Here is a 20,808-nt window from a genome sequence, read left to right on the forward strand (position 1 = left end):
AACAATTTGATGTGTCCGTGGTGTGGCTCACCGACAAACCCTGATGCCAGATTCTGTCCCAATTGCGGAGCGTCGGCTGCAACTGCATCCCAACGAACTGCAGCACCAATGGCTGGAGCTAAGAGGAGGCGGGGTGCTTTGCCCGTTGTGGCGGCGATCGCTCCTATTGCAATCTTGTTGATCGGGGCAGCCCTTGCCGGAAATGGACACATAAAATCGACAGTAAACGGAAGCGGCGATAAGGCCTCAGGCAATGATGGTGGCAACACCAATGTCGTCAATACTACCACCACGACCAATGCCGCTGGCACATCTGATGCTCGGCCCAAAAATGATGGCACTGGCATCAAAAACTTACATGACCAGACCGTCAGCGAAGTGGTCGTTCGCATCATCGAGGTCGAGAGCAACCCTGCAGGCACTGACGCCGGCAATGAATGGGTCGTCATAAAGAACGAAGGTAACGATTCAGTAGATCTCACACGGTGGACAATCAGATCGTCGAGCGGTGAGACGAACATCTACGTGCTAAGCGGAACAATAGAACCAGACCAATCGCTCAAGATCGTCTTCACAAAGCAGTTCCTTAACAATGGGGACGAGGTGGCCAAGCTCATCGATCCTGATGGAACCGTGATCGATGCGACGCCCGCAATAGATGACATGAGCAACGACTCTTGGACATGGGTGAGGCCAGGAGCCTAGGTCGAGGATATCCCAGAGCCTACCGGCCAGAGAATATGGTACAGTCTTTGAAGAAGTGAACCAAGGTGTAAGATGAGGATCAAGGCACGAATTCATCAAATACTTGAGGCAACCGACCCGGAGGACAAGACAGCTCGATGGATCATGGCATTGATCACAGCCTTGATCGTCATCAGCATCCTCAGCGTTGTCCTCGAATCAGTCCAGTCCATATACAGCCAGTATCGGGAATATTTCGTTGCCAGCGAGATCATCATCGTGATCATCTTCACCATCGAGTATGCGTTGAGATTGTGGTCCTGTACTGAAGACGGTAGATATCAGCGACCGATCGTGGGGCGGTTGAGATACGCTTCAACGATCTTCGCCATAATAGATCTGGCAGCCATCCTGCCATTCTACCTCCCATTCTTTGTCGCCTTCGATGCCCGCTTCCTCCGTGTCCTGAGGCTGATAAGATTCATTCGAGTGGCCAAACTGGCGAGGTACTCGGAGTCGGCAGGGTTGATGACCAGGGTCATCCGCAGGGAGAAGGAGAGCCTCCTCTTCACCTTCTTCCTCATCATTGTGCTCATGGTCTTCGCCTCCTGCCTTATGTTTCAGGCGGAGAATGAGGTTCAGCCAGAAAAGTTCGGCAGTATCCCGGACACCATGTGGTGGGCCATCGCTACCATAACCACGGTCGGGTATGGCGATGTGGTCCCGATAACGCCTATCGGAAAAGTCCTGGGAGCGTTCATAGCCATCCTGGGGGTTGGAATGGTAGCCATGCCCGCTGGCATCATCGTATCGGGATATATTGAAGAAATGAAGGCCGAAGATGAGGAGAAGGAAGAGAGCACGATGTTCAGCTCCGAGAAGAGGATCGAACTCCTGGAAAGGCTCGCCAGATTGAAAGAGAATGGTGTTCTCACCAACGACGAATTTATCCTGCAAAAAGCAGAACTGCTCGAGTCCATTTCGAAAAAAGATGCTACGGGTGACCAGGACGCTCTGCCGCTAACTTATCATCCGGCATCCAAGATCCCAGAGCTTCCTAAGAAGGCGGGCGAATAAGGATGCCCCTCGCATTTGCCTCGATGACCTTAAGCTGAGCGCAAGAATGTTGAATGCCGTCCAGGTCAATTCCAAGATCGTGTGGGGCATATATGACGTGCCCGAAATGTGGTGCGCCCGTTGAGTTGGAAGCTACATCATGCCTGGACTGTGAAGCCGCAATGGCGATCGAGCCATATAGCCCCTGTTGAAGCCTCGCGTGATATCTGCCGATAAGAGCTCCGAGCCACTAATGAAGAAAAACCTTGGCCAAGCTGATGAGAAAGCCGATACTCTTTTCCATCGACTTCGACCAGGGCGATGCTGAATTGCTTTCACTTCTGCAGAGTTGGTTGTTAGGATCAATGTCGCACATAGGCTAAAAATTTAGATACTTTGATGCTCTGCCTCCCAAAATGCCATCCGGGATATCGCCTGGATGACAATCTAGGTGATGGCATCTCGGCATATCGTGAGGAACTGAAGGGCTACTACACTCTCCGCCTGGGACATCTACCTGGATTGGCAGTATGTGCGGCGATCGCACTATTTTCGTATGTTTTTACCAGAGGGACGGTCTTTGAAAATGGACCTAGGATTTTGCCATCTTCCGTCTTCATCGACAATCCTGTCTTTTCTCTTCTATTCAAGATCGGACCGATAGTATTGGCATTGATGATCGGCATCTTCATCACCTGGAAGCTGTTGGCCCTGGGTTCTTCCTACGCTGGAAAATATCTTCTTAGATTGGCCATCGTATTGATGGGAGCAAGAGTCACAGCGGACGTATTGTCCACGGCATCTATCGCCGGCATCGTCATTATTGTGGCCGTTATGGCCTTCACCATATGGCTTTCTATCTATCTGGGTAAGAGATGGCTGGTCGAGAAAGATGCGTCTGCCCTGGTCGGCACCGGGAACGCTGTTTGCGGAGTGTCCGCCTGCCTCAGCGTGGCTCCGGCCATAAGGGCTAAACCTCACAACCTCTACGCAGTGATCGGCGTTATCAGTCTTCTGGGCCTTGTTGGCGTTTTCATAATCCCATATGTTGCGATAGCGTGCGGACTTACATCGGCCCAGGCTGCGGTGTTCGTCGGAGGATCTCTACACGAGATAGGCAATGTCATACCTGCGGCCGACCTTTATCACAACGCGTTCGGAGGCCAGGACATTGCTGGCCTCGTGCTTGCGTACAAGATGACCCGGGTGGCCATGTTGGTGGCCGTTTCGTATTTCCTGGCCAGATGGTTCAGCCGAACCGAATCGAGCCATGATGAGGAGGAGGAACCGGTCAAATTTCAAGGGTTCCTGATCGCCTTCGTGTTCGTGGCCATCCTGGCCTCCGTTCTGCTGTATGTGGATCCGTCGTTCGGCAATGATGTGAAGGCAGCCCTTGTCAATGTGTCGGCCTCAACCCTCACCATCGCCATGGCCGGAGTCGGTTTATCCATGGACCTCAGGGAAACGGTAAAGGTAGGAAGATTGTTGCTCCCGTTTGCCACCCTGATCTGGGCGATAGAAATCGCGCTTCTGCTGGTTTTAACGATGGCCTTTGTTTAGGACATTGCTGATCCTCATGGAGGGACGGCAGATCGGGCACGATCACTCCGGCGCCGCGCATTGGGGTATGCTGAGTCAGAGACCCTATCGCTTGAGCGCCGGTCTCCTCCTCAGTAAAAGTACGCCCGCCATACACGCCACCACCGCTCCCACCCCTCCCAGGGCGAGATATTCAATAGGTAGATTATCGGTCGATCCATCCTTCGATGCCGCATTCTTAATGTCTACGGGGCTGGTCGGCAAGCCTATGCCATTGCCGTTGATGGCATGGACCTCATAGTAGTAATGGTCCCCGTCCCCCAATCCCTCGACCTCATACGATGTCCCGGTCACCGTAGCAACGTACTCCATATCGCTGGCGCTGGTCCCGCGGTAGATCATGTATCCGGTGATGGCTGAGCCTCCGTCGCTCGATGGCTCCTTCCAAGTGAGCCTTACTGTCTCGCCGTTCACCACCACCTCCAGATCGCCGGGGACGGATGGCAGGGACGACGCATTGGCCGTTGTGACGGACACGATGGCACTTGTTGCCCCCTCGCCTGCCTGACTGATCGCAGTCACCCTGTAGTAGTATGTCCGCCCATCTTCCAGCCCCGAGTGCAGGTAGCTCGTGGTGTTGACTGATATGGGCGAGTAACCGTTGTTCTGCTCCTCGCTCCAATATATGTGATATCCTACGATGCTCTGTTGGCTATCGGTGCTTGGCGCGGCCCATGATAGCTGCACCTGACCAATGCCCGGCGTCGCGGTTAGCTCTCTCGGAGCCCCTGGCAGGTTAGCGTTGGAGGTCAAAGCTGCGGTCGGTATGCCGTACCACGGGTTGGTGAAACCGGTAGCCCCGGCATGGTAGTAGATGACCAGCGAGGGGTTGTGGTTCGTGAAACAACTGGTAAAGCCCATTGGAGCATTGCCCTCGAATGTAATGCTGGTCAGACCGGAGCAATTGTAGAACGCACTGTCCGAGAGCGTTGTCACGCTGCCAGGAATCGTTACCGAGGTAAGAGCGGTGCATTGGTAGAACTCCGATTTTCCGATGACGGTGGTGCCCTCGGACATGGTCACAGAGGTCAGGGAGGTACATTCTCTGAACACGCTGGGGCCCACCGACGTCACGGTGCCGGGGATGGTCACCGATGTAAGCGAAGGACAGTAGGCGAACGCGTATTCTCCCAGAGTCTCAAGGCCGTTGGAGATGGTAACGGATCTCAGCGAACTGCAGTAGGCAAAGGCATCGTTCCAAATGGATTTGACGCTCCCGGGGATAGTCACGGAGGCCAAAGAAGAACAGTGCACGAACGCCAGGTCGTAGATGTACTGGACTCCATTGGGGATAGTCACAGAGCTCAAAGAAGAACAGCTGGCGAACGCTGTCTGCCCGATGGATGTTACACTGCGAGGAATGGTCACAGAGCTCAGGGCGGTACAACCGGCGAAAGTATTGCTCTCGATCGATCGTACCCTCTCTCCAATCTTCACCGAGGTCAGAGCAGTACAACCGGAGAACGCCGATCTCCCGAGAGAAGTGACGCTGTCGAGTATAATGACGGAGATCAGGCTGGTGCAGCCCTCGAACGAGCTGTTGCCGACGGAGACTACGCTTCCTGGGATGGTGACAGACCCCGCCTTGCCGCCGGGGCATTGGATCAGAACTATCATTGCTTTATCATACAACACGCCATCGGCACTGGCGTAAATGGCATTGGCGGCATCCACGTTAATCTCGGTCAGATCGGTACATCCGGAGAAGGCGTTCCCCCCGATGTTCGTGATGCCGCCGCCGATGGTGACGGAAGTAATGAATGGGGTGGACTGGAACGCATAGGTGCCTATCGAGGTGACCGGTTTACCATCGATCTCGTTGGGTATGGCAATATTACCACCAGGGCCGAGATATCCGGTGATCTCGACCTCCGTATCGCTGTTAATGAGTTCGTAGTAATAATCACCGAATGTCTCCGCTCCGGCCTGCTCCAATACCGCCGAGAAGGACATTGTCGACAGCAACACGAATGTCAACAATATACAATATCCACGCCTTAACCTAAAGTCCCCTACCCCCGTCATTTTTCCCCGCCTCGTGATCAGAATTGATGTTATAAGACAACAAAGAATATTTGTAGATTATTAGAAAAGAATATCATTAACAGGCGTTTATACTTTAAGCGGTCGACCGCCTATTTATCCGCCTGGACCTAAAAATACAGGATACTGGGCCGGGCGTTGGTGTCGTCAGGCCCTCACGAGTTATTGGTGATATCTCAAGAATTTTTCGTCAGGTACTCTCCTTTCAATCTCCTGACCAAGCTCTTTCACTCCCTTGAGGTCACCTGACAGCTTGATCTTTCGGCCGGGCCCCTCGATGCTCCATCCATTGGAGATAGGCCTTATTGCGCTAATCTCATCCCACAGTATGAAAACGGGCTTGCGCAATGGATTGTGCCACTCTATGCCCTGGCCATCGTAGGCGAACCAGGTCAGGTTGGCGTTTATGGCCGGACCTAGAGTGATTGAAATGAAAAATAACAAGATCAGCCATGCCGGGCCCATGTTGGAATCGGAACCTACGTAGGCGATGACAATGATCGCTACCCAAAAGAAAACGCCAAGGATCAGAAATAGCCTGACCCATAGGTTGTACTTCAGAATGACACGGCCGTCTTCCCCATCCATGATTATTCCTCCCTCCAAAATCGTCACTTCAGCCTCATCACATTCTTTTCTGTAGGAAATATACTCCTGCGAGTAAACCCGCGGTGATCCCGACCGCCACAAACAATGCGACCATGGCTTGTAGCGAGATGGGATTTTGATTTACATAGTCAAAGTAATAAGAATCGATCACGATAGTAAGCGTTGCTTCATCGCTCTGGTCCTGATTCTGGAAGACAAGGTAATTTGATCGAACATCATTTCCAGTCTCCTCCGAATGATAATTGCCAGTGTTACCCTGGCTGAAGTTCACAAAGCCCGTGTAATTGAACGGTTCCTTATTGATGTAGTGGAAGTAGTTCGCTTCATCCATATCATACATGATGAAATCCGATTCGTTAGTTTTTTGAACATCCATTATCGTTGTGTGTTGCTTGGCCTCAAATTTGAAATAGATGTCGTAATGGCCGCCCGGGGCGATCGTGATGGTCATGGTTTGAGATGCGGAGCATCCAGGCGGAATTATTACCAACGACAGGAGCAGAATGCAAATGGCGACGATACTCGTCTTCCTGACAAGGCTAGCACTCGGAAAAAGTGACATTCTTCGTTCCATGACTTCCCCAGATGGATCATAAATGGTGAGTAAAAAATAGTTACTTTCAGATACTTGGCTTTCAAGAACCTACGTGGATCATGCGAAGGATATTATTACTTCCAGCCCACCTTGATCTTCCCCACTTCATCAATGGTGGGCTGGAGACCATAGCATTGGATCCGAGCTTTCTAGGCTTCGAAATGATGCCATGCTCGACCCAGGATAAAAATGTGATATACAAATGGATTATGGACGATAGTTCTCTTTCACTGGCCCCTTTCCTCTTATTACGTAGCAAAGCTGAGGTCACATGAGACCTGGCAGCCCATCACCATAATTGCTGGCCATTCTTGAAGGGCCCAACACCATTATTGTAGACAAAGGTCGATCAGGAAGTTATCTTGTCCGCCTGTTTGTTGGCGATCTCCTTGATCATCTCCTCACCGTCGATGGAATGCGACGAGCCGTCAACTAGCTTGACGCCGACGATTACGTTACCCTTGACGAATGCAAGCGAATAGGTGAGATTATTATTGGTCCAGAAGTAGCTGACGTCACCGATGTCCTCATCCTTTAGGTCAGCGACGCTAGACGCCACTATCTTGTTGTGCCAGTGGTCATCTCTGGCATCATAGATCGCGTCATATCTGTAAACATAGATGGTGACGTTGATCCAACCGCCGTTGCTGGATTTGTTGAATGATGCTCGATAATAATCCAGAATGTAACCGCCTGGGGAACGCACATCCGACGGATCGGATGTGTTCGTCCACTCCGAACCCATATCTGATTCGTTAAGGATCAGCGTGCCTGACGAGCTGTTGTAGAAGTCATCCGATGTGTACTTGATCGCGTGTGAGGATGCATTTTCAGTAATGACTGGAATCATGAAAATCATTAGAATAATTGGAATGATGACGACCACGACGGCTACGATAGCTATCAGCACGAGCGGGAGATTGCTATCTCTTCTCGGGGGACTGGAAGCATAGGTAGGATATTGAAATCCTCGTGCTTGTCTGCTCTTACCGCAGTTAGGACAGAAATTTGCGTCATCAAGCATCTGTTGACCGCAGTTCGAACAGAACGCCATCAAACCCCGAATGGTTCTAAACCAATATAATTATATTACGGAGTTAAAAGAAATGATCAAAGTGTTCATAAAACATGTCCGAGTTGTCGGTCGTCACATTGTTCCCCGGCGACATCATGGTCGAGGTGTTCGCCGTCGATGATGACCCTATGGATCGACTCTTCTTCACTATGCATGCTTCCAGCCAAAGGGCGGCGTCTTTCGCTTCCATATCCGTGACATCGACGAGGAGAGCCGTCCGCAGCATGATGCGTCGCCGGCCTTTTAGTCCCGATTCATCAATTCCGCCTCCATCCACCAGCTACCAAACAGTGTTCAAATTTTGAGATATGGCCTTTTTCAGGACCGGGCGTGCAATATGTACCTGTGAGGCGAGGGGGAGCATGGCCTGGATCGCTCCCACTAAAGGTATTTCCTTTCGAAGACCATTGTGGCTCTAGCTGTTGGCGATGATCTCTCACATTACAGTAACGACCGGCGTCGATATTCTCTCACTTCTACTGTCAATCTCCATAGTGGCTGTTGTGCTAGTCGCCATCGCATCATTCATACGCTACTGGGCAAGCGAGAATGACAGGGAGTAAACGATCCGGGCAAGTAGTTACAGTTTTCCGCTCATGTGCAATTGGGGGCGATCATGGTGAAGAAGCTTACTTATGAAGAAATGGATGCGGCCTATTCTCGAAATGCAAAAATCATCGAGGAGCTGGAGAGCAATATCAGGAAGGTTTCACAAGGCCTGGTTGGCATGATTAAAATGGGCGATAAGCCCGATGGCACTAAGGCCGGCCCTTACCAGTTCTACGAGCTAGTTAGGATATTTCTTGACAACAGCATCGAGGGCAATGAGCCATTGTTCCCCATTCCCGCCGATATCGAGGAGTACAAGGCCTTCATCGAAGAAGAGACTCGGGACCATATCGGTATCATTGATTCGTTGATAGAGAAAGAGCTTCCTGGGGTTGAGGGTCCCGCCGACCTTGCTTATAATCTAAAGCAGTACGTTAAGAGCTGTTGTTATGGCATCGCGACCATAATAGAAGAGAACCCTGAAATGGCCAACGAAGAGCTTCTGGAGAACTTAGCTACCCTGCAAGGCGGTCTTCTTCAGATGTTGTTCATGAGAGCTGGTTGCGTCAGCACTGATGACTTCGATGATGATAGGCTCTACGAGCTAACAGAATAGGATATATGCGGCCGCGAGGTGAAACCCTGCCAGGATAACAGATCATGGGGATTTTGTAGGCGGCTTGTCCGAGGGAGCCATGGTTAAGTAATCCACGTTCCCAGTAATTCATTGTCCAGTGTTATGGTTGATCAGGATTCGGATGCCAAGAAACGATTTGATGACGTCTATAGGGCCCTCATGGTCATCGGTCCAGTGCTATCCTTTGCATTCAGCAACTACGCTTCCTCGAACACCCTGGAGAGGTTCGTCTATACTTTCGGTTACCCGGCCCTGATGACCTCCATAATCATATGGGGCATCTCTCATTCCCTCGGCCGGCGTTGGGAGTACTATGCTAAATGCATCGGATACGTGATAATTTGGTACACTTTCCTGGTCCTGGCCGGAGTGGTGTATGTCGAGGGGGAATTATTGAGTTCGATATGGTACGAGGCCGCGGCCGGCTTGGCCATCGCAATCATTTTTTTCGGTGCTCGGACCCTGACCTTGGCCAGAGTCATTACCATTCCTTACGAAGCGGGCATGGTGGCCTTCGCCATCCTACTGGCGGCCATAGTCCCTTTCGTGATCTGATGGAAGCCGCCAGCATGGCCAGTTCACCTTTCTATCCACGTCTCGATCAGATGCACTGAGCGCTGACGGATGCAGCATTTTTTGTGATTGCTCTCATGCCGGTATTCCAGATATTCTCAATAGATGTAATGGCTGATGAAAGATAATATGGCTTATTGATTGTTAAGATGCCAGTGAGGGCAGACATTGGCAGGCGATATCAAAGCTCCTCAGAAGAGGAAAGGACGTGCATTGGCACACATTCAATCCATGCAGCTCATCATCATGCTTGGCCTCATGGCACTATTCCTCAGCCTACTGGCGTTCTTTTCCGATCCCTCGAGAGATTTTAGCACCCTCTTCCTCGGCATGTTTGTAATGGGAATCGCCCTTGTAGCAGTAGCTATCGTCGGTTTGATCAGTACCTATAAGAGGAAATGAGCCAATAAAAAGGGGAGGAGGAACGCTATGACGCATCATTGGGCGCTCCCTTTTCCCATGGTCCCCTCTGCCGCATAGATGAGCGAGGGGGCTACATCCTCATTCATCGGTCAGAGGATAAGGGGCGAGGGAATCAGCCTGGCGGAATGGATCGGAGTCTCTGCTAGCCTCCTGGACATCCCGTTTCATACCCCTCCCTACCCTCTGCTAGATGGTAATTGAAGAATGAATGTAAATATTTTACTTATTACTCAAACATTATATTCATTCCATGCAGGGGGTCGAAGTCGCGAGCTTGATGCTGAAGAACATGGGCCTGACCGAGGTGTCCAGACCCCTTAGGCAGTCATGACCACTGGCTTGGATGGAAAATAGTCGGCAGGGAGAGAGTCGAGCCGATCTAGGGGCAAGAAGGCATTATCATCAAACATGGTTCAGCCGATGCTCTTACCAATACCTGGTCTGGTCACTTAACTTCGTGCTTCCTGGAAGACCGGACTTGACAGCTATGATGTGCTTCGATCAGTGGCACATCATGCGATCAACCCCGCGTCTTATGAACACATTGAAGTTACGAATGTCATTATCCCCCTAGACAATATTGGCGCATAGAATCGATCCAGGGGAACATGGGGCATGAGCATGATCGAGGATGGATCTCCGCAGCCATCCGATGTGGGGGTGTTGACTGAAGCCCAGCATCGCAAGATGTTTAATGCGTTAGGGGAGTGTTTCGCGGTCTGCGAGCTGGTCCGGGACGAGCAGGGCAAGGTCGTGGATTTTCTTTCGACCGGAGTCATGACCGAGGCCGGTCCAGTTCACGATGGACGCATGCTGGAGGCGTGCACCCGAGTGGTCGAGAGCGGCGAGCCTGTGCGTCTGGAACAGCACAATGAAAACTCTGGTCGATGGCTTTGCATCAAGATCTATCATGTGGGAGTGGACCATTTCGCATGCATTTACAACGACATTACCGAACGGAAGCGTAAGAACGATGAACTGTTGTTCCAGGCCAAGCTTCTATTGAACGTGCATGATGCGATCGTGGCCACTGATGATGGCCTAAACGTCACCTATTGGAACAAAGCGGCTGAGGCCATGTTCGGCTGGACAGAGGCCGAGGCGCTGGACTGTCATTCTCGATGCATTCAGAAAATGGTATCCTCTGAGCAAGTGTTGATGAATGCACTGAAATTGCTAAGCGAGGGCAGGGAGTACGATAGGGAGCTAACCCTCACCCATAAGGATGGCCGGACCGTTTTCTGTCATTCCCGGACGACCGCTTTGATAGGTCCGCTCGGAGAGTTCGTGGGCACCGTATCGGCGATGAGAGATATCACTGAGTACAAGAAGGCCGAAGAAGCTCTGAAACGCTCCAATGCTGAGCTGCAGCATTACGCCTTCATATCCTCCCACGATCTGAAGGAGCCGCTTCGGATGATCATAACTTACCTTGATCTTATCGAGAGAAGGTATGACGGCAAGGTCCTCGATGAAGCAGCGAAGGAATACATGCACTTCGCCATCGAAGGTGCAGAGCGCATGCGACAGATGATCGATGATCTGCTCACCTATGCGAGCATTGATCCCCAGAATATGGCATTGGAGCCCGTGGAGATGGACTATGTTTTGTTCGACTCTCTCCGGGGGTTGAAGAACATCATGGAGGCCAGTGGGGCTTCCGTGACCTACGATCCCCTGCCCCGCATTATGGCTGATAGGGGGCAAATGACCCAGGTTCTGGAGAACCTCATCAGCAACTCCATAAAATTCTGCAGTGAGGAAGTACCGACGATCCACATCTCTTCTGAACGGGGCGACGGTGAATGGATATTTACGGTCAAGGACAACGGCATCGGGATCGATCCCAGGTACGCCGATCATCTGTTCAAGATATTCAATCGCTTGCACGGGCGTGAGGAATACAACGGGTCCGGGATAGGCTTGGCCGTCGTTAAGAAGGTTATCGATTGCCGCGGAGGTAGGGTCTGGTTCGAGTCCGAACTGGGCCACGGGACGACGTTCTTTTTCACAATCCCGCACGAGGGATAATGTACCGGACTTGGTCCATAACTTGGGGGAGAGCACCAGGCATGCGACCGGTACACATCCGTTATATGTTAGTCCGATCCTCAAGATGTCGCTCAGCCCTCGATACCATAATTTGTTGACAAGAAAGTCTTAAATCGAGCTTGGATGCTTGATTCCAGAATGAGAGAATGAAGGGAGAGACATGTCTGATCGAGCCGATGTACCTGCCCGAGCTATTTTGCCAATTCCAGATCGGACCGACCATCATCTGGTGACCTACGACGCGAAAGACCCGGATACTGGGTTCCCGCCTGTGACACAGATCAGACCCCCCGCGGGGGCGCCCAATGTTCTTGTGATCATGCTCGATGACGTGGGGTTTGGGGCCTCTAGCGCGTTCGGAGGGCCGTGCGAAACGCCGAACTTCGAGAAGTTGGCCCAGGGGGGCCTGCTTTACGACCGTTTCCACACCACTGCCCTCTGCGCCCCCACCCGTCAGGCTTTGTTGACTGGTCGCAACCATCACTCGGTGGGGATGGGAATGATTACAGAGGCGGCGACCGCAGCCCCGGGCTATAATGCGATCAGACCGAACACAAAGGCGCCGGTCCCGTTGACACTCAGGTTGAACGGGTACTCGACTGCCCAGTTCGGAAAGTGTCACGAGGTGCCCCCTTGGCAGACATCGCCCATGGGCCCGTTCGACGCCTGGCCAGCTGGTGGAGGAGGCTTCGAGCACTTCTACGGATTCATCGGCGGGGAGACCAATCAATGGAACCCCTCATTGTATCAGGGACTTACTCCGGTAGAACCTCCGAGGACTCCAGAGGAAGGCTATCACCTGACGGAGGACCTGACCGACCATGCGATCGCATGGGTTCGCCAGCAGAAAGCCCTGATGCCCGACAAGCCCTTCTTCGTGTACTTCGCTCCTGGCGCGACCCACGCTCCTCACCACGTGCCGAAGGAGTGGATCGAACGGTACAAGGGCAAGTTCGCTCACGGCTGGGACCGGCAGCGCGAACTGACTTTCGAGGAACAGAAGCGGCTGGGAGTCATTCCGCCGGAGGCCGAGCTGACCAAGAGGCCGCCGGAGATCCCCGCCTGGGACGAGATGCCGGCCGAGCTGAGGCCGGTGCTGGAGCGACAGATGGAGACCTACGCCGCCTTCCTGTCCCATACCGACCATCATGTCGGCAGATTGATCGATGCGATCGAGCAACTGGGCATTCTTGACGACACCCTGATCTTCGTCATCATCGGTGACAACGGCGCGTCGGCTGAAGGGACGTTGCAGGGATCGTTCAACGAGATGTCGAACTTCAACGGGATGGCGTCCCTGGAGACACCCGAGTTCATGCTCTCCAAGATGGAGGAGTTCGGCTCACCATCATCGTTTAACCACTACGCTGTTGGTTGGGCCTGGGCCATGGACTCGCCGTACCAGTGGACGAAGCAGGTGGCCTCACACTGGGGAGGCACGAGGAACGGAACGATCGTCCACTGGCCTAAGGGCATCAAAGATCAAGGAGGCCATCGTACGCAGTTCTGCCACATCATCGATGTCGCGCCTACGATCCTGGAGGCGGCGGGGATACCGGAACCCATTTTCGTTAACGGGGTCCAGCAATCGCCGATGGAGGGTACCAGCATGATGTACTCGTTCAACTCGCCGGAGGAGCCGGAACGCCACGACGTGCAGTACTTCGAGATGGGCGGGAACCGCGGAATATATTACAAGGGATGGAGCGCCTGCACCAAGCACCGCACGCCTTGGATCCTTTTTGGCCAGAAGGCTGTAGCATTTGATGACGATGTCTGGGAGCTGTACGATGGTCCCAATGATTGGACGCAGGCCCATGATCTGTCCAAGGAGAGGCCGGAGATCCTGCACAAGCTGCAGCGTCAGTTCTTGATCGAGGCCACCAAGTACAACGTCATTCCCCTTGATGATCGGGGGACAGAGCGCATGGTCCCTGAGCTCGCTGGGCGGCCCACGCTGATCCGTGGTAACTCCCAGCTGTTTTTCCCCAGCATGGGGCGACTGTCTGAAAATTCGGTGATCAATATCAAAAATAAGTCCTTTGCCGTCACCGCCGAGATCGAAGTCACAGATGAGAAAGCGAACGGCGTCATCATCGCTCAGGGCGGAAGGTTCGGTGGTTGGAGCCTGTATGTCAAGCGTGGCAAACTGAGGTTCACATACAATCTGCTGGGCATCCAGGAGTTCTCGACCGAAGCGAAGGAGCCGATTTCGCAGGGAAAGCATCAGGTGCGGATGGAGTTCGCATACGATGGAGGGGGTGTGGCCAAGGGCGGTGAGGTCACGCTGTACTATGATGGCCAAGAGGCCGGCAGGGGTCGGGTCGGTGCCACCCAACTGGTCATCTTTTCGGCGGATGAGACCACCGACATCGGGAGCGAGACCGGCACGACAGTCACTACCGAGTATAGCACAAAGGACTGCAGATTCACAGGCATCATCAGGTGGGTTCAATTGGATATCGGCAAGGACGATCACGATCACCTCATCAGCCCGGAGGAGCGCTTGAGAATCGCGATGGCACGGCAGTAGAAAGCGGTTCGGGAAAGCGGTCCGCCGCATCGGTCCGACCTCCTGACGGGGGTCGAACGCTTCAGGCCCATCGATGCCCATTGAGTACCAGATGATCGGCCTTGAATATCGATTAGGCGTCGAGGGGGCTCCCAGATCCCGTACGCGATTTCGGAGCGCAATGGTCCATCTACCAACCTATGTCAACGAGGAGGGGCGCCACAAGATACGCTATCCTCGTCTGCTCTCTGTTGGAAACGGATAATATCGATTACGCGCTTAGGGTGCAGGGCATGCTCGGCGATATCAGCATTCAGGAACTCACCGTTCGTCATGTGGAGGCTAATGATCTGAACAAGGAGGCGATGCAAAGGATCGATCGCTCGGCGTTCGGGGACGATCTGCTGAACATTTGGTCCTTGACGCCTTTTCTCAGGCATGGTCACGTTCTCGGCCTTTTTTTAAATGAATCCATGAAGGGATTCGTCATCCTGATCAAGGATTGGGATGAGCCATCCCATGCGCATATCGCGGAGATGGCGATAGACAAGGACAGCCAGGGAAGAGGTTATGGTAGTCATCTCCTCACCAATGCGTTGTCGTACCTCAAGATGATCGGCATATCCTCAGTCTCATTGACCGTCGATCCCAACAATGTCAGGGCCCTGCACCTCTATCGCGATAAGTGTGGCTTTAAATTTGTCGAGTATCGAAGGAACGAGTACGGAGAGGGCCGCGATCGACTTTATCTGAGACTCAATCTCTGCAATCTGGTAAAGAGCAGGCCGAATGAGATGCGATAAGCGAGGCCAGATCAACATTTCTACTATCTATTTCATTAATGCGTCCCTTGGGAGAATCTCGACCATCCCCCTGTTTGGCTGGCGATGTCCCTTGACGCAATGCGTAAATAGGCATCAGAGGCTGAGACCAATGAAGACGATGAAGATCAACTATGAGTGCGAGATGAAAGAGTTCCCGACAGAAGCCAACCGAGCGAGCTATATCTATGGATACGAGCAGGGCGCCCACAGGATGTTCATGGGGGAGAAGACAGAAAAGCGCATGGACGTCGAGCTCGGGGATGTCGCCAGAGCTGCCCAGAGAGATGGCGAACGTGAACTTTGGTATCACCGGGGCGAGTGGGACGGCATCAACTCCGCCTTTCCCGCCGAGATCCGCCGCCAGAGGACGTTCTGAGAAGCGCGCCACCTCATGTGATGGAGCGGGGCCGATCAGTACATATTCTACATACTTCACCTTACAAAATAGACGATGAATATTTGGCTTAGGATGGGTATGCATTAATTACATCCGAAAGCATCGTGTCCCCGCTGGGGGGCTGCCTGAACGGCAAGCGAGTTGCTTTCGAGGTGTTAACGTTGTTTTGATCGGCCGCTCATCGATCGAACCCGGTGCGTTGCGGGAAGAACGTGACGGCAAGATCCTGGGCTTGGTGCATCGCCTATGTACCCAGGACCGTCGACTGGGCAGGGGAAGCGCTGGTCAAAGGGCAATCTTGCGCGTTTTACCAGTGCATCTTGATTGATGACTTCGCGATATGAGGGCATGTTCTCCGATGGTGGAGGCTGGTGAATGAGATAGCGAGCTATACCATTGCCGGACCGGCGATGGAAAGCGATCTGATGACGAGGGACGCGATGGGGCCGGTAACTGCCTCCCGCTCGTGAGGCCTCGGCATTTATTGTAGCATGGTCCATTTTTGTACACAAATGTAGAAAACATGCCTCATTTCTGCATCGTAGCGTATAATTCTTATACTGTCATGATAAGCTTCAAATAATGTTGTAATATCACGCAATTGGTAGAGGCTCAGTCTCCAACTTCCCCACCATTAGTTCTAAACTGGGCCTCTATCACCCCTTATCCATTCTTCCTTACCCGCATGATGCGCTCCCGATCCGATCATCCAGGAGGCTCCAGAGGTGCGTATTGCAAGCATTTAAAGGACCTCCGGATCGAACGTACCAATGATCTTGGCCTTGGTGACCTGAAGTTTCGACGTATGTTTGAAGTTTGGCCACTTGAGAGATCGTAAGTCCTGCCAGTGCATGGGTCTACCTAGTAAGGCATCGAGGCATGAGCATGATGTTGCCCCTGCATCCATCGTAATACAGCGCCTCACCGCGCGGAACAGGAACATGCCGCATAGTCAGGGGCAATATCTCGATTTCAATGGTTCTACGATTCTATTCTTATCATTTATTATACTAGAGAAAATTATTTACATGCTGCCGCGCAAGGGGTAGCTCGATAGAGATGACGCTACGAAAACGCTTGAACAAGATGATCACGGGGATGCCTTTCGAAAGGTCGGTGAGGAACTTTTACAGCCTGGTCTACAGCTACTACACTCACAATCCCAACTTTTACTATGATCGACAGGCGCACAAGATCATGTCCCGGGTGCTGGGCAAGAACTCCAACTGCATAGACATCGGCGCCAACGAAGGTATGATCCTCAAGGATATGCTGAAGTTCGCCCCCCGGGGGGAGCACATGGCCATCGAGCCCATTCCCGACCTTGCAGACCGCCTGACACAAAGGTATCCACAAGTGGAGGTGCACAAGTGCGCGCTTTCCAATGCTTGCGGGACCTCCTCCTTCCAACTGGTCACCAACAACCCCGGGTACTCCGGGCTCCGCCGGCGGCACTATGACTTTGGAAAGCCGGAGATCAAGGAGATCACCGTGCGGACGAAGACCATGGATGAAGTCTATCCTGAGGGGCGCTCGTTGGATTTCGTCAAGATCGATGTCGAGGGGGCGGAGTACCTGGTGCTCGAAGGTGGCAAGGAAACCCTGAAACGCAACCAGCCATACATCGTTTTCGAGCATGGGCGCGGAGCAGCCGAATTCTACGACGTCCGTCCCGAGCAGGTCTATGACCTGCTGGTCGATGAGATAGGTCTTCAGGTCTCGGTGATGAAGGACTGGCTGGATGGTAAGCCCTCCCTGAGCAAGGCGGACTTCGTGGACCAGTTCGAGCAGGTCACCAACTATTACTTCCTTGCCCACCCCTGAACGATCTCTCGGAGATACTGTCCCTTAGGCGCCATGGGCCTCCTTCGAGAACGCAGTGGTGATCGAGACCCAGGGCGGAATACCCTCACTCACGATGCTCGAGTATTGCCGCCTCTTAGCTGCCTTGGCAGTTAGCAAAGCGACGCTTTGCCTAATTTCGGGAATGATTGGGTTCAGGTTCGAAGGGGACTGATGGCATCGTCTTCTCCGGGTGACCTCGTCGGCCTACCAGCCGCTTGTTCGAACATCACGACCATGCGGCTATCGAGTGGTGATGCCTCTTATCCGTCAGAATATCGAACGACAAGGTATGGACTGGAAACTACTCATTATTTTTAGTAAACGCTATATACATACCTCATTTAGCTTCGAGAGTGGTCTGGGAGTGGTGTGATTGTCACAGGGCGAAGGTATGAACATTGGTGGCCTCGAGACCAGACGGGCGCATCAGAGGCATGAACGGATCGGACTGTTCATCGAGATGCTGCTGCGCAAGCATGGAAAGATGACGGCACGTCAGCTCGTCACTCAGTACATTGATGAGAAGTGGCCGTTCGGCACGATGAAGCCCCGGGTAGACGCCAATCAGGTGAGCAAGCTGATCAAGCAACGCCCCAATATCGTCGCCGAGCGCAAGGGGAATCTGCTGGCATATAGCTTAAAGGAGCTCGTGTGCATGATAAGGTGAGCGAACTTTACCGTTCGTGATCTGACCTGAATACAAATCCTTCGTGTTGAATGCCAGCTTTGAATGAACAGCGTCCGCTCGTTATGACTGGCCAACCCGTATGGCGTTGAGGATCGACTCTGACCTTTTAATAATTCCAAGGGGATGGTTTCCCGCTTTCGGCCCTACGGGCAAGCCGTTGAACCGAGAAATCCAGCATTCCGACCTGCGCCCGATTGTGCGGCGTCACTCTTACCTTGAGATCAATTTCTCCCCGGTGCTAGGATCCTCGACATGGCCAGTTCTTGAAGGCGACATATGATGTGGGATCTCAGAGGATGCTCCGTGGGATCTTGGCGAAGAGCTCCCTCCATGAGATAAAACCGATCATCTTGCCGCTCTTGTCGACCACCGGAAGACGGCGGACGTTCTTATCGTTCATGATGCTGAGAGCCTCGGAGACCTTCATGTCCTCGGGGACGGTAAGAACGGGAGAGCTCATGACCTCGGAGACCTTGAGGTGCAGGAAAGTGGGCTGGTTGGTCATGGTGTGACGAAGCACATCCCTCTCGGTGAATATGCCGACGACCTTGTCCTTGTCATCTAGTACGACCACGCTTCCCTGGTCGCTTTCCACCATCAGCTCAATAGCGCTTTGAACGGAGTCTTCCAGAGATACTATCTCCTTCTTTTGCCTCATGTAGTCTTTTACCAGAGCGGCCATCTTCTATTACCTTCCCGAACAATCATTATGCAATAACGATTGATAAATAAATTGGTCTGAACTATCATTTTCATAACTCCAGGCGAACATGATCGGACGATTAGCAATCATTATCATCCGTCGGTGACCGTATCTGATCGGTGATGAAAATGCCCGAGTACGTCGTACTGTCGCGGCTCACGGCTGAAGGGAGGAAGACCTTGAGCACCAACCCGGATCGACTGCTGGAAGTGAATGAGGAAATCAGCAAGATGGGAGCGAAGGTAATGAGGCAATACGCTCTCCTGGGCAAGTATGATTTCCTGACCATCCTCGAAGCGCCGGACAACGAGACGATGGCGAAGATAATGGTCCAGCTGGGCGCAAGGGGGAGCCTGGAGACAGTGACCTTCGCCGCCATGAACATCGACGATTTTCTCGCATCGTTAAAGTAGCCCATAGCCTGCGTCTCCGCACCTCGAGCGGACGAGGGGGATCGTGAGGCAAGGTTAGATCATCCGCCATCTATGCGGGGGAGGCGATCGCGTCGAGCGGCTTCGACCGCACAGCAGAACGTCAGGTCCGAATGGGAGGACGCCTAGGCGGTGCGGAATATGGCGGGCTACCATTTCTGGACTGACCGAGCAGCACAGCCTTATAAGGCATCGGTTCAACAATAGATTATGTGATCGGCAGGAGAGCGAGGACAGCTTCATTCATCGTCGCAATATTCCTCATCCTCTTGCTGATGCTAGCCTCGAGCTTGGTCCTCAACGGCCTTAGCTCTGGACAATGGGCGGATACCGGTTCGTCGAGTTCCCGCTACACCATGACCTTCGAAGACAAAGCGAACGAGAGCGTTATCATTTGCTACTTCTTTTCAGCTGGTTGTCCCCACTGTGCGACCACAGAGCCGTATGTGGACCGAGTGGTAGCGAAATATCCCCAGGCCACTCTTATCAAGTTGGAGATCAACCACAACAGCACGAACCAGGGGTTGTACCAGGCGTTCATCGACCGCTACGGCATCAAGGACCCGGTGGTCCCTTCCGTCTGCGTAGGGAACGAGGCTCTGGTGGGCGAGGACGCCATAAAGGAGAGACTCGAACCGGCCATCGTTCGCGCGCTCGAAACCAACGACACCGATGTAGGAGGTGGAAGCCATAACGGCAATAGCACCGAAACGAGCACAGGCGGTGCCGACAACGGAACCAATCCCAAGCCTGAGAGCGGTGGATCTTCGACAGGCCTGACGACGGCCATGGTGGTGATCGCGGCGGCTGCGGATAGTATCAATCCCTGTGCCATAAGTGTCATGATCATCCTGCTGATCTTCCTGACAAGCTTGGGTAATAAGAGGCGAATGCTTGCGGTCGGCCTTGTTTACATAGGCACGGTCTATCTTGTCTATTTCTTCGCTGGCCTCGGCATTGTGGCTTTCCTGCAATCGACGACAATGACCCGGGCCATCTACTATGCGGCTGCCGTGCTGTCGATAGCGATCGGACTTATCAACATCAAAGATTACCTTTTATTCAACACCAAGCCCACGATGGCCATTCCCGAATCTAGGAAGCCCACAATAAAGAAGTATGTCGAGAAGGCGAGCGTTCCCGCGGCGGTGGGGCTCGGATTCGTTGTTAGCCTGTTCGAATTGCCGTGCACCGGCGGCATCTACTTCGCGATACTGAGCCTGCTCGGTAACAGCATGACCGCAGCAGAGGGCATACCTTATCTGGTGCTCTACAACGCGATCTATGTGCTTCCCCTGGTGGTCATACTGGCGATCTTCACCATGGGCATCTCCAAGGATAGGGCCAACTCCTGGCGGCTGGAGAACAGGAGGACCCTGCGGCTCGTGTTGGGGCTGGTCATGTTGGCCCTTGGAGCGGTGATGCTACTGGGAGTGTTCTGAGCAAGGTTGCCTACCGGACCTGACGTTGAGAGCCGCCCTTTGCCTTATCGGCAGCACGGTCAATGATCGGA

General features: G+C 52.9%; 19 protein-coding genes. 14 read left to right on the top strand and 5 right to left on the bottom strand.

What is annotated here, in order from left to right; translation table 11 throughout:
- Window positions 1–147 precede the first annotated feature (147 nt).
- The 3 genes from SA339_13490 (at window position 148) to SA339_13500 (ending at window position 3,300) form a co-directional block, all read left to right on the top strand.
- Window positions 148–705: a lamin tail domain-containing protein gene (locus tag SA339_13490; GenBank protein MDW5564222.1), complete on the top strand. Its 558-nt coding sequence runs from the start codon at window positions 148–150 to the stop codon at window positions 703–705.
- Window positions 706–849: 144 nt separating this feature from the next.
- The gene (locus SA339_13495; protein MDW5564223.1) at window positions 850–1,761 is read left to right on the top strand and encodes an ion transporter; all 912 of its coding nucleotides are present in this window, start codon (window positions 850–852) and stop codon (window positions 1,759–1,761) included.
- 378 nt (window positions 1,762–2,139) lie between these two features.
- Entirely contained in the window at window positions 2,140–3,300 is a 1,161-nt protein-coding gene (locus SA339_13500) for a putative sulfate exporter family transporter (protein MDW5564224.1), read from the top strand.
- An 84-nt stretch (window positions 3,301–3,384) separates the two neighbouring features.
- Here the strand turns inward: SA339_13500 and SA339_13505 are convergent, their stop codons facing one another.
- From SA339_13505 to SA339_13520, 4 genes are all read right to left on the bottom strand, one after another.
- Window positions 3,385–5,307 (bottom strand): fibronectin type III domain-containing protein, encoded by a 1,923-nt coding sequence (locus SA339_13505; GenBank protein ID MDW5564225.1) that lies wholly within the window; start codon window positions 5,305–5,307, stop codon window positions 3,385–3,387.
- 237 nt (window positions 5,308–5,544) lie between these two features.
- The gene (locus SA339_13510) at window positions 5,545–5,970 is read right to left on the bottom strand and encodes a hypothetical protein (protein MDW5564226.1); all 426 of its coding nucleotides are present in this window, start codon (window positions 5,968–5,970) and stop codon (window positions 5,545–5,547) included.
- A 37-nt stretch (window positions 5,971–6,007) separates the two neighbouring features.
- Window positions 6,008–6,442: a hypothetical protein gene (locus SA339_13515; GenBank protein MDW5564227.1), complete on the bottom strand. Its 435-nt coding sequence runs from the start codon at window positions 6,440–6,442 to the stop codon at window positions 6,008–6,010.
- Between the two features lie 493 nt (window positions 6,443–6,935).
- The gene (locus tag SA339_13520; GenBank protein ID MDW5564228.1) at window positions 6,936–7,640 is read right to left on the bottom strand and encodes a zinc ribbon domain-containing protein; all 705 of its coding nucleotides are present in this window, start codon (window positions 7,638–7,640) and stop codon (window positions 6,936–6,938) included.
- Window positions 7,641–8,277: 637 nt separating this feature from the next.
- Here SA339_13520 and SA339_13525 point away from each other — a divergent pair.
- From SA339_13525 to SA339_13565, 9 genes are all read left to right on the top strand, one after another.
- Entirely contained in the window at window positions 8,278–8,826 is a 549-nt protein-coding gene (locus SA339_13525) for a hypothetical protein (protein MDW5564229.1), read from the top strand.
- Window positions 8,827–8,949: 123 nt separating this feature from the next.
- Window positions 8,950–9,402: a hypothetical protein gene (locus SA339_13530; GenBank protein ID MDW5564230.1), complete on the top strand. Its 453-nt coding sequence runs from the start codon at window positions 8,950–8,952 to the stop codon at window positions 9,400–9,402.
- 186 nt (window positions 9,403–9,588) lie between these two features.
- A complete protein-coding gene (locus SA339_13535) occupies window positions 9,589–9,822 on the top strand; it encodes a hypothetical protein (GenBank protein MDW5564231.1) in 234 nt (77 codons plus the stop codon).
- A gap of 642 nt (window positions 9,823–10,464) precedes the next feature.
- Complete coding sequence (locus SA339_13540) at window positions 10,465–11,874, top strand: ATP-binding protein (GenBank protein ID MDW5564232.1); 1,410 nt, start codon at window positions 10,465–10,467, stop codon at window positions 11,872–11,874.
- A 292-nt stretch (window positions 11,875–12,166) separates the two neighbouring features.
- Window positions 12,167–14,428: an arylsulfatase gene (locus SA339_13545; GenBank protein ID MDW5564233.1), complete on the top strand. Its 2,262-nt coding sequence runs from the start codon at window positions 12,167–12,169 to the stop codon at window positions 14,426–14,428.
- Window positions 14,429–14,607: 179 nt separating this feature from the next.
- Window positions 14,608–15,210: an N-acetyltransferase gene (locus SA339_13550; GenBank protein MDW5564234.1), complete on the top strand. Its 603-nt coding sequence runs from the start codon at window positions 14,608–14,610 to the stop codon at window positions 15,208–15,210.
- A 130-nt stretch (window positions 15,211–15,340) separates the two neighbouring features.
- Entirely contained in the window at window positions 15,341–15,607 is a 267-nt protein-coding gene (locus tag SA339_13555; GenBank protein MDW5564235.1) for a hypothetical protein, read from the top strand.
- 1,080 nt (window positions 15,608–16,687) lie between these two features.
- Window positions 16,688–17,452, top strand: a complete 765-nt coding sequence (locus SA339_13560) for an FkbM family methyltransferase (protein MDW5564236.1) — start codon at window positions 16,688–16,690, stop codon at window positions 17,450–17,452.
- A gap of 412 nt (window positions 17,453–17,864) precedes the next feature.
- Window positions 17,865–18,140 carry a hypothetical protein gene (locus SA339_13565; GenBank protein ID MDW5564237.1) on the top strand — a complete coding sequence of 92 codons (276 nt, stop codon included), beginning with the start codon at window positions 17,865–17,867 and terminating at the stop codon, window positions 18,138–18,140.
- A gap of 310 nt (window positions 18,141–18,450) precedes the next feature.
- Here SA339_13565 and SA339_13570 read toward each other — a convergent pair whose 3' ends face one another.
- On the bottom strand, window positions 18,451–18,843 hold the full coding sequence (locus tag SA339_13570; GenBank protein MDW5564238.1) for a CBS domain-containing protein: 393 nt from the start codon (window positions 18,841–18,843) through the stop codon (window positions 18,451–18,453).
- A gap of 149 nt (window positions 18,844–18,992) precedes the next feature.
- Here SA339_13570 and SA339_13575 point away from each other — a divergent pair, with 149 nt between their 5' ends.
- Together SA339_13575 and SA339_13580 are read left to right on the top strand one after the other, a co-directional pair.
- Window positions 18,993–19,277, top strand: a complete 285-nt coding sequence (locus SA339_13575) for a GYD domain-containing protein (protein MDW5564239.1) — start codon at window positions 18,993–18,995, stop codon at window positions 19,275–19,277.
- 230 nt (window positions 19,278–19,507) lie between these two features.
- Window positions 19,508–20,737: a cytochrome c biogenesis protein CcdA gene (locus tag SA339_13580; protein ID MDW5564240.1), complete on the top strand. Its 1,230-nt coding sequence runs from the start codon at window positions 19,508–19,510 to the stop codon at window positions 20,735–20,737.
- The last annotated feature ends 71 nt before the right edge of the window (window positions 20,738–20,808 follow it).

Source organism: Methanomassiliicoccus sp., from assembly GCA_033485155.1.
Taxonomy (GTDB): Archaea; Thermoplasmatota; Thermoplasmata; order Methanomassiliicoccales; family Methanomassiliicoccaceae; genus UBA6.

Bases quoted from the DNA above. Each gene is read 5' to 3' on its own strand.
- SA339_13495 (MDW5564223.1), top strand. From the start codon at position 850: ATGGCATTGATCACAGCCTTGATCGTCATCAGCATCCTCAGCGTTGTC.
- SA339_13515 (MDW5564227.1), bottom strand. From the start codon at position 6,442: ATGACCATCACGATCGCCCCGGGCGGCCATTACGACATCTATTTCAAA.
- SA339_13510 (MDW5564226.1), bottom strand. From the start codon at position 5,970: ATGGATGGGGAAGACGGCCGTGTCATTCTGAAGTACAACCTATGGGTC.
- SA339_13520 (MDW5564228.1), bottom strand. From the start codon at position 7,640: ATGGCGTTCTGTTCGAACTGCGGTCAACAGATGCTTGATGACGCAAAT.
- SA339_13550 (MDW5564234.1), top strand. From the start codon at position 14,608: ATGTCAACGAGGAGGGGCGCCACAAGATACGCTATCCTCGTCTGCTCT.
- SA339_13500 (MDW5564224.1), top strand. From the start codon at position 2,140: ATGCTCTGCCTCCCAAAATGCCATCCGGGATATCGCCTGGATGACAAT.
- SA339_13540 (MDW5564232.1), top strand. From the start codon at position 10,465: ATGATCGAGGATGGATCTCCGCAGCCATCCGATGTGGGGGTGTTGACT.
- SA339_13575 (MDW5564239.1), top strand. From the start codon at position 18,993: ATGCCCGAGTACGTCGTACTGTCGCGGCTCACGGCTGAAGGGAGGAAG.
- SA339_13530 (MDW5564230.1), top strand. From the start codon at position 8,950: ATGGTTGATCAGGATTCGGATGCCAAGAAACGATTTGATGACGTCTAT.
- SA339_13570 (MDW5564238.1), bottom strand. From the start codon at position 18,843: ATGGCCGCTCTGGTAAAAGACTACATGAGGCAAAAGAAGGAGATAGTA.
- SA339_13525 (MDW5564229.1), top strand. From the start codon at position 8,278: ATGGTGAAGAAGCTTACTTATGAAGAAATGGATGCGGCCTATTCTCGA.
- SA339_13560 (MDW5564236.1), top strand. From the start codon at position 16,688: ATGACGCTACGAAAACGCTTGAACAAGATGATCACGGGGATGCCTTTC.
- SA339_13565 (MDW5564237.1), top strand. From the start codon at position 17,865: ATGAACATTGGTGGCCTCGAGACCAGACGGGCGCATCAGAGGCATGAA.
- SA339_13555 (MDW5564235.1), top strand. From the start codon at position 15,341: ATGAAGACGATGAAGATCAACTATGAGTGCGAGATGAAAGAGTTCCCG.